At 71.1% G+C, this 7,858-nt stretch carries 7 protein-coding genes; 2 read left to right on the forward strand and 5 right to left on the reverse strand.

Annotated features, from left to right (window positions below; translation table 11 throughout):
• The first annotated feature begins 64 nt into the window (after window positions 1-64).
• On the forward strand, window positions 65-1,072 hold the full coding sequence (locus VHK87_RS11590; RefSeq protein WP_329635052.1) for a nitronate monooxygenase family protein: 1,008 nt from the start codon (window positions 65-67) through the stop codon (window positions 1,070-1,072).
• Between the two features lie 3 nt (window positions 1,073-1,075).
• On the opposite strand, the gene VHK87_RS11595 is transcribed toward VHK87_RS11590, so the two are convergent.
• The 5 genes from VHK87_RS11595 to VHK87_RS11615 form a co-directional block, all read right to left on the reverse strand.
• Entirely contained in the window at window positions 1,076-3,172 is a 2,097-nt protein-coding gene (locus VHK87_RS11595; protein ID WP_329635053.1) for a PBP1A family penicillin-binding protein, read from the reverse strand.
• A gap of 83 nt (window positions 3,173-3,255) precedes the next feature.
• Window positions 3,256-4,962: an ATP-binding protein gene (locus tag VHK87_RS11600; RefSeq protein ID WP_329635054.1), complete on the reverse strand. Its 1,707-nt coding sequence runs from the start codon at window positions 4,960-4,962 to the stop codon at window positions 3,256-3,258.
• Window positions 4,963-5,074: 112 nt separating this feature from the next.
• Complete coding sequence (locus VHK87_RS11605) at window positions 5,075-6,532, reverse strand: DHA2 family efflux MFS transporter permease subunit (RefSeq protein ID WP_329635055.1); 1,458 nt, start codon at window positions 6,530-6,532, stop codon at window positions 5,075-5,077.
• Entirely contained in the window at window positions 6,529-6,981 is a 453-nt protein-coding gene (locus VHK87_RS11610; protein WP_329635056.1) for a MarR family winged helix-turn-helix transcriptional regulator, read from the reverse strand. The genes VHK87_RS11605 and VHK87_RS11610 overlap by 4 nt, the downstream gene beginning before the upstream one ends.
• A gap of 93 nt (window positions 6,982-7,074) precedes the next feature.
• On the reverse strand, window positions 7,075-7,374 hold the full coding sequence (locus VHK87_RS11615) for a hypothetical protein (RefSeq protein ID WP_329635057.1): 300 nt from the start codon (window positions 7,372-7,374) through the stop codon (window positions 7,075-7,077).
• Window positions 7,375-7,482: 108 nt separating this feature from the next.
• On the opposite strand from VHK87_RS11615, the gene VHK87_RS11620 reads away from it, so the two are divergent.
• Complete coding sequence (locus VHK87_RS11620) at window positions 7,483-7,815, forward strand: hypothetical protein (protein WP_329635058.1); 333 nt, start codon at window positions 7,483-7,485, stop codon at window positions 7,813-7,815.
• Window positions 7,816-7,858 lie beyond the last annotated feature (43 nt).

Below are 7,858 nucleotides of genomic sequence, written 5' to 3' on the forward strand. Positions count from 1 at the left end.
AGGCTTGCGGTTCGCGCGGTGATCGTCTTACGCTGTAAATCGTAAACCGAACCGGAGCTTGCCCGTGGCCCTTCCTGCCGCCCTCGAAAACCGTCTGCGCCTGCCGGTCATTGGCTCGCCGCTGTTCATCATCTCCGGGCCCGAACTGGTGATCGCCCAGTGCAAGGCCGGGGTGGTCGGGTCCTTCCCGGCGCTGAACGCGAGGCCGGCGAGCCAGCTCGACGAGTGGCTGGCGCAAATCACCGAGGAGCTGGCGGCCTGGGACCGGGCGCACCCGGACACCCCGTCTGCGCCGTTCGCGGTCAACCAGATCGTCCACAAGACCAACGACCGGCTCGAGCAGGACGTCGAGCTGACGGTGAAGTACAAGGCGCCGATCGTGATCACCTCGCTGGGCGCGCGCGAGGACGTGAACGCCGCCGTGCACAGCTACGGCGGGATCACCCTTCACGACGTGATCAACGACCGCTTCGCCCGCAAGGCGGTGGAGAAGGGCTCGGATGGCCTGATCCCGGTGGCGGCGGGAGCCGGCGGACACGCGGGCAAGCTCTCGCCCTTCGCCTTCGTACAGGAGCTGCGCCAGTGGTTCGACGGGCCGATCGCGCTGTCGGGCGCCATCGCCAACGGCGGAGCGGTGCTGGCGGCCCAGGCGATGGGCGCGGACCTGGCCTACATCGGCTCGGCCTTCATCGCGACCAAGGAGGCCAACGCCGCCCAGGGCTACAAGGACATGATCGTCGCCAGTTCGGGCGACGACATCGTCTACACCAACCTGTTCACCGGGGTGCACGGCAACTACCTGCGCCCGTCCATCGAGGCGGCGGGGCTGGACCCCGACAACCTGCCCGAGGCCGATCCCTCGAAGATGAACTTCGGCTCCGGCGGCAACCAGAAGGCCAAGGCGTGGCGCGACATCTGGGGCTGCGGCCAGGGCATCGGCGCGTTGAGCGACATCCCCTCGGCCGGCGAGCTCGTGGAGCGGCTGGCGAACGAGTACGAGGCGGCCAAGCTGTCGCTGGCCGGCAAGACCGCGCTTACCCGCGGCCGGCCGCTGGCCTGGGCGGCCGAGTAGGCCTCACCAGTAGCTGGAGCCGTTCCAGCGGGGCGGCCGGTCCAGGTCCATCGGGCCGTAGGGCGGGCGGTAGGGCGGCTCGGCCTCGTCCGCCTCGTCCGCGTACGGCTCGGGCTCGTCCTCCCGGCCGCGCTGGGGCGGCCAGATCCGCACCTCGCCCTCAGGGTATTCCGCGACCTCAATGGTCTCGTCGATGACCTCCTCGCCGTCTGTGGGCGGGCCGGGATCCTCCTCGGCCCAGTCCGGCGGCGGGGGCGCGGCCTGAGGCATCCAGTCGAAGCCGCGGGCCGGCAGGCCGGCGTGGGCGGCAATCATGAAGCGGCGCCAGACCACCGCCGGCAGCTCGCCGCCGACGACGCGGCGCATCGGACGGTTGTCGTCATTGCCGACCCAGACGCCGACCGCCCAGTCGGGCGAGAAGCCGACGAACCAGGCGTCGCGGTGGTCCTGGCTGGTGCCGGTCTTGCCGGCGGCGATGCGGCCGAAGGCGGCGCGCTTGCCGGTGCCTGAGCCGATCACGCCCTGCATCATGCGCACCATCTGGGCGGCCTGCGCTTCATTGTAGGCGGGGGCGCCGGCGGTGGGGGTGCGGGCGTAGAGGAGGTCGCCGCGGGCGTTGGCGATGCTGGCGATCAGGTAGGGCGGGCGCTGGATCCCACCGTTCTGGAACACCTGGTAGGCGCTGGTCAGCTCCAGCAGGGTGACCTCGTAGGCGCCGAGCGCGATGGACGGGCCGGGATTGTCCGGGATGGCGGCCAGGCCGAACCGCTGGGAGAGTTCGGCCACCCGCTCGACGCCGGCCTCGCGGGCCAGACGCACTGAGACGGTGTTGATCGAGCGGCGCAGGGCCTCCGCGACGCTGACCGCGCCGGAGTAGCCGCCGCCGAAGTTCTGCGGGCTCCAGCCGCCGATGCTGACGGGCGCGTCGGCCCGCAGCTCGTAGGGGTGGACGCCGCGCTCCAGGGCGGCGGCCCAAACGAAGGGCTTGAACGCCGAGCCGGGCTGCCGGCGCGCCTGCCAGGCGCGGTTGAAGGGGCTCTGGGCGTGGTCGACGCCGCCGACCATAGCCCGGATAGCCCCGTCGGGCGCCAGGGCCACCAGCGCCGCCTGCCGCGCGCCGCGGCGACGACCTTCGCCCCGAACGGCCTCGCGGACGATGCGGGCGCCCTGCGCCTGCAGGGCGGGATCGACGGTGAGCCGGACCACGAGGTCGGGGGAGCGGGCGCCGACCAGCTCCTCGGCCTGCAGCGCGGCGGCGTCCAGGGCCCAGGCGAGGTCGCCTTCGCCGGGCTCGGGCGTGTGGACCACCGGCGGCGGCCCGGCCGCGGCCACCGCTTGCGGGTCGGCCCAACCCAGCTCCTGCATCTCGGCGAGGATCAGCTGGGCTCTCGCCCAGGCGGCGGCGTGGTCGTTGGTCAGAGCCAAGCGCGTCGGCGCCTTGGGCAGGGCGGCGAGCATGGCGGCTTCGGCGAGGGTCAGGTCGCGGGGCGACTTGCCGAAGTAGGTCTTTGCGGCGGCCGAGAGGCCGTAGGCGCGGTCGCCGAAGTAGATGCGGTTGAGGTAGAGCTCGAGGATCTCATCCTTGCTCATCATCCGCTCGAGCTTGAGCGCCAGGGCGGCCTCCTGGACCTTGCGGCGCAGGGTCTTGTCGGGGGCGAGGAAGAGGGTGCGGGCGAGTTGCTGGGTCAGGGTGGATCCGCCCTGGACCGCGCGGCCGGCCTCGAGGTTCACCTTGGCCGCCCGGGCGATGCCGCGCAGGTCGACGGCGCCGTGCTCGTAGAAGCGGCGGTCCTCAGCGGCCAGGAAGGCGCGCGGCACATGGGGCGGCAGGTCCTTCAGCGAGACCGGCGCGCCGTGGCGGGGGCCGCGGTGGGCGATGACCCGGCCGTCCTTGTCCAGAAAGGTGACGCCGGGTGGGCGGCCCGCGCCCCACAGGCCGTTACGGTCCGGCACGGCGGGAAGGCCTGTGAAGAACACCTGCTGGAACAGCATCGCCCCGCCCAGCGCCAGCGCCAAGCCCGCCGCCAGCACGCAGAGCGCCAACCTCAGGGGCCGTCCCTTTCGGACGGTCAGGTCGAGGGTGGCGGTGGTGTAAGGCACGAAGGCTCCGGGGCGGCGTCCCGCAAACTGATGGAAGCTTGGCAGGGTTTCCGTCCGCTTCAAGAACGGCGCCGCGGCCCTGGTCAGGCGGCGGCGGAGTCCGTCCGGGTCTCGCGGCTGTTCAGGGCCTCGATGATGGCGTCGTAGAGCAGGCCAGCTTCGATGGGCTTGGCGACGTGCAGGTCCATGCCGGCGGCGAAGTATTCCTCCACCTGGTGGCTCATAGCGTTGGCGGTCAGAGCCACGATGGGGGTGCGGGGAAGGCCCCGGGCGGCTTCCTCCGTGCGGATGGCGCGTGCGGCGGCAGGGCCGTCCATCTCCGGCATCTGCACGTCCATAAGGATCACGTCGAAGCCGCCGGTGCGCCACGCGGCCAAGGCCTGCGCGCCCGTCTCCACCAGCACCGGATCGAGCCCGTGCTGGCCGAGCAGGGTCTTCAGCACCAGCTGGTTCATCGGATTGTCCTCGGCGGCCAGCAGGCGCACGTCGGACAGGTCCAACTCGGCGAAGTCGGACTGGGCGACGGGGGTGGCGTCGCCGATGCGGGGGAGGGGGGCGGCGAGGGTGAAGGTCGAGCCCTCGCCGGGGCGGCTCGAAACCTCGATCTCGGCGCCCATCAACTGGGCGATCTCGCGGGCGATGGATAGGCCCAGGCCAGCTCCGCCATGGCGGCGGGTGGGCGAGGCGTCCACCTGCTCGAAGCGCTCGAACAGTCGGCCGAGCTGAGCCTGATCGATGCCCTGGCCGGTGTCGCGCACGGCGAAGCAGAGGCGGCCGTCATAGCGGGCGAGGGCGAGCTCCACCTCGCCGGCGGCGGTGAACTTCACGGCGTTGGAGAGCAGCTTGCCGAGGACCTGGCGTAGCCGGCGCGCATCGCCGCGGTAGATCCCGTCCGCGCCCGGCTCGATTCGCAGCCGCACCGTCAGTCGCTTGGCGGCCGCCTCAGGCGAGATCGGGGCCAGGGCGGCTCTCGCCAGCTCGGCGGCGTCGAATTCGACGGGGGCGAGCTGCAGCCGGCCCGCCTCGATGGTCGAAAGGTCGAGGACGTCGTCAAGGATGGAGGCCAGCGCCTGGCCCGACTGCCGGATCACCTGCAGTCGCTCGCGCTGGACCGGGCTCAGCCGGTCGGCCTGCATCGCCTGGGCCATGCCGAGGACGCCGTTCAGCGGCGTTCGGATCTCGTGGCTCATGGTGGCCAGGAAGAAGCTCTTGGCGCGCGCGGCCGCGTCGGCGTCGTCCTGCGCCTTCGCCAGCGCCTCATGCGACCGTGCAAGCCGCCCGCGCGTGAGGATCACGAAGTGGATCATCAGCATCGGTCCCATGAGGGCGGTCACCGCCATCCAGGGTTCGCCGCGCTCGATGCAGATCCGGACGACATCGGCTGCACCGGCGAGGGCGACGGCGAGCAGCGGCGACGCTGTGGCCAGGAACATGCGCGGCCGCGCGTGAAGCTTCATCAACAGCCAGAGCAGGTCCACCACGACGATCACCACCGCGAGCAATCGCGACAGCGGCGCCTCCGCATTCCAGAAGAGGATGGCGGCGGCGATGTAGTTCAGGCGCGAAAGGGTCTCGATGGCGCGACGCCACCGCGCGTTCGGAGCGACGGCTTCGAGGGTCGCCAGTCCGACGCCGCAGGCGAGCCAGGCAAGGGACAGGGGCCATGAGATGACCGGGAATGCGGCGGCGCCGATGGCGATCGCGGCGAACAACCTGTTGCCGAGCGGGCCGCCCTCGTATCCCGCGCGCTTGGACGCGCCTTCGACAACCGCCCGCCGGTACAGAGCCATGCTCACTCCCTGGAGCCGCAAGCCCCAGAATCACCTTGAGACTTTCCCGATGATGACGGGTTGCCGTCAGGTCTCAACGGCTGATTGTCGCAATGGCGTGGTGAAGGTCGGACTACTCGGGCCGACCACGCCCGTTCATCTCGTCGCCCGCTGAGCGGGGCAGGCGGACGAAGAAGGCCAGCGACACCAAGCTCAGGACGCCGAACACCATGAAAGCCGGGGCGATGGTGCCGGCGGTCATGCGGTCCTGGCCGCTCCAGGTCATGAACAAATGCAGCAGGGTGGCGGCGAGGCCGATGCCGATGGACTGGTTCAGCTGCTGGAACATGCTGGACATGGTGGAGGCCCGGCTCATCTGCGGCTGGTCGACGTCCGCATAGGCCAGGCCGTTGAGGCTGGTGAACTGCAGCGAGCGGAAGAAGCCGCCGACCAGCAGCACCGCCATGATCGCCCATTGCGGCCAGGATGGGCGGAAAAGGCCGTAGGCCATGAACGATGCGGCGACGATCACCGCGTTGACGATCAGCACCTGACGGAAGCCGAAGCGCCGCAAGATGGGCGGGGCGGTCGTCTTCATGATCAGCGCGCCGGCCGCGCTCATGAAGGTCAGAAGGCCGGCTTGGAACGGGTTAAAGCCGAAGCCGATCTGCAACAGCATCGCCAGCAGGAAGGGGGTCGCCCCCATGGCGAAGCGCATGAAGGAGCCGCCGACCACCGCCGCGGTGAAGGTCTGCACCTTGAACAGCGACAGATCGAGGATGGCGTGCGGGTTGCGCCGGGCGTGCAGCCAATACATGGCCGCGCAGCCGAAGCCGCCGCCGAACAGGCAGGCGACCGCCCAGGCCGGCATGATGTCCCGCCCCAGGTTCTCGAAGCCGAAGATCAGGCCGGCGAGACCCAGGCCGGTCAGCAGCAAGCCGGTGAAATCCAGCTTGGAGACCTCCTGCTCGGCCACGTTGGGGACGAAGCGCAGCACCAGGGCGAGCCCCACGACGGCGATCGGCAGGTTCATGAAGAAGATCCAGCGCCAGTCGCCGAAGGTGACGATGGCCCCGCCGAGCACCGGGCCGATCACCGGCCCGAGCAGGGCCGGCATCGTCAGCACGGACATGGCGCCGACGAGCTCGTTCTTGGGGGTGGTGCGAAGGAGCACCAGCCGGCCCACCGGCATCATCATCGCGCCGGCCACTCCCTGAAGCAGGCGGGCGATGACAAGTTCGGTGAGGTTGGTGGCGAAGCCGCAGGCGGCCGAGCTTACTGCATAGAGGACGATCGAGACGACGAAGACCCGCTTCGCCCCGAGCTTGTCGGCCGCCCAGCCGCTGATCGGCAGGCACACCGCCGCGGCCAGCAGGTACATGGTGATGGCCAGGTTCAGCCGCAGCGGATCCTCGCCGAGCGCCTGCGCCATAGTCGGGAGGGCGTTGGAGAGGACTGTGGCGTTCAGCGTCTGCATCAGCAGCGCCGAGCCGATGATCGCCGGGACCAGCCAGCCGCGGACGGTGCGGGCGGCGGCCTCTTCGCCGGCGGCCGGCGCGGCGGCGGGAATGGGCCCGTCGACCTGGCTCATGCATCCACCGTCAGCAGCTGGAGGAGGGGGCCGGCGGCGGCGGCCAGATCGCGCCGGGCCTCGGGCGAGAGCTTGGCCAGGCGCGCGGCGAGCCAGTCGTTGCGGCGGCGACGGATGGCCTCGAGCGCCTTCACGCCGGCCGGCGTGATGCTGAGGCCCGAGCGGCGGCCGTCCTCGGCGTGGCCGGCGCGGACGATCCAGCCGGCGGCCTCGAAACGTTTGATGTGGCCGCTCATGGTCGGCCGAGAGATCTGCTCCTGGTCGGCCAGGTCGCAGACGCCGACGCCGGGCTTGCGCTTGATCTCGCCGAGCAGCAGGGCGTCGAGCGCCGACAGGCCCTCCTTGTTCGCCTCCTGGCGCAGCCGGCGGGTGACCCGCAGCAGGGCCGGGCGCAGCGCCTCGGCGAGGGCGACGGAATCTTCAGGATCGGCAAGGACGGTGGTGCGCATAGACTCGGTACTAGGGTAGTTAGGTTGTCAAACTACCCAATAAGCGCCTCGGAGCCTGCGTCAACCGAGCGCGGCGAGGCGCCGCGGCGATGCTCAATTTTCAGGCGGGCGGGCGTCCCAGACCGACGGCGACGGCTTCACCTCCGCGACGTCGGTGACGCTTCCGTCTGCGAGCGGCCGGTCGCGCTCCGCCGCCTCGCTCTGCTCCTGGGGCGGCAGCGGCGTCTCGGGCGCGAAGGTGTGGCGCACGCGGGCGAGCTGAGCCGGATCGTCCTCGTAGCGAACCTCGTCCCGCCGGTCTCCGGTGGCGACCGACTTGTCGGCGTCCCGCTGACCGTCCCCGATGGGAACGCCGGCCTGCCGGTTCATGGGCTCAGGATTAGGGTCGGGCATGGAGGCCTCCTGTGTCTCGCATGTGGAAGCCGCAGCGGCGGCCCGACGTTCCGCCGGAACGGGCGCCGGGCGGCGGGGTTACCCCCGCAAGCCATTGAGGAGACTGGGATGAGCACGGAGCCAGAGGCGCACAATGTCGCCCAACTGAAAGACGACATCGACAGCGGCCGGACGGGAGACAAGGTGGGCGGCTTCGACCCCGGCGCGGCCCCGCTGGGGACCGACGAAGAGGCGGGCGGCGCCTCGCTCACCTCCGAGGAAGTAGCCCTCGCCCGCGCACAGGAGGGCGGCCGCAGCTCGGGGGGCGCGAACCACAACGCCGCCGAGCCGTCCCTGCAGCCGACGGGTGCAGGCGACTCTGGGCCCCGCGTGGGGCCGGCGCTGATCGGCGCCGCGGTAGGCGCCCTGCTGGTGATCGGCGCGCTGGTGCTGCTGCTCTAGATGTGCAGCGGAGGCGGCTCGGAGGGCCGGGCCGCCGCTGCTG

It is taken from the genome of Phenylobacterium sp. (genome assembly GCF_036263695.1).
Taxonomy (GTDB): Bacteria; Pseudomonadota; Alphaproteobacteria; order Caulobacterales; family Caulobacteraceae; genus Phenylobacterium.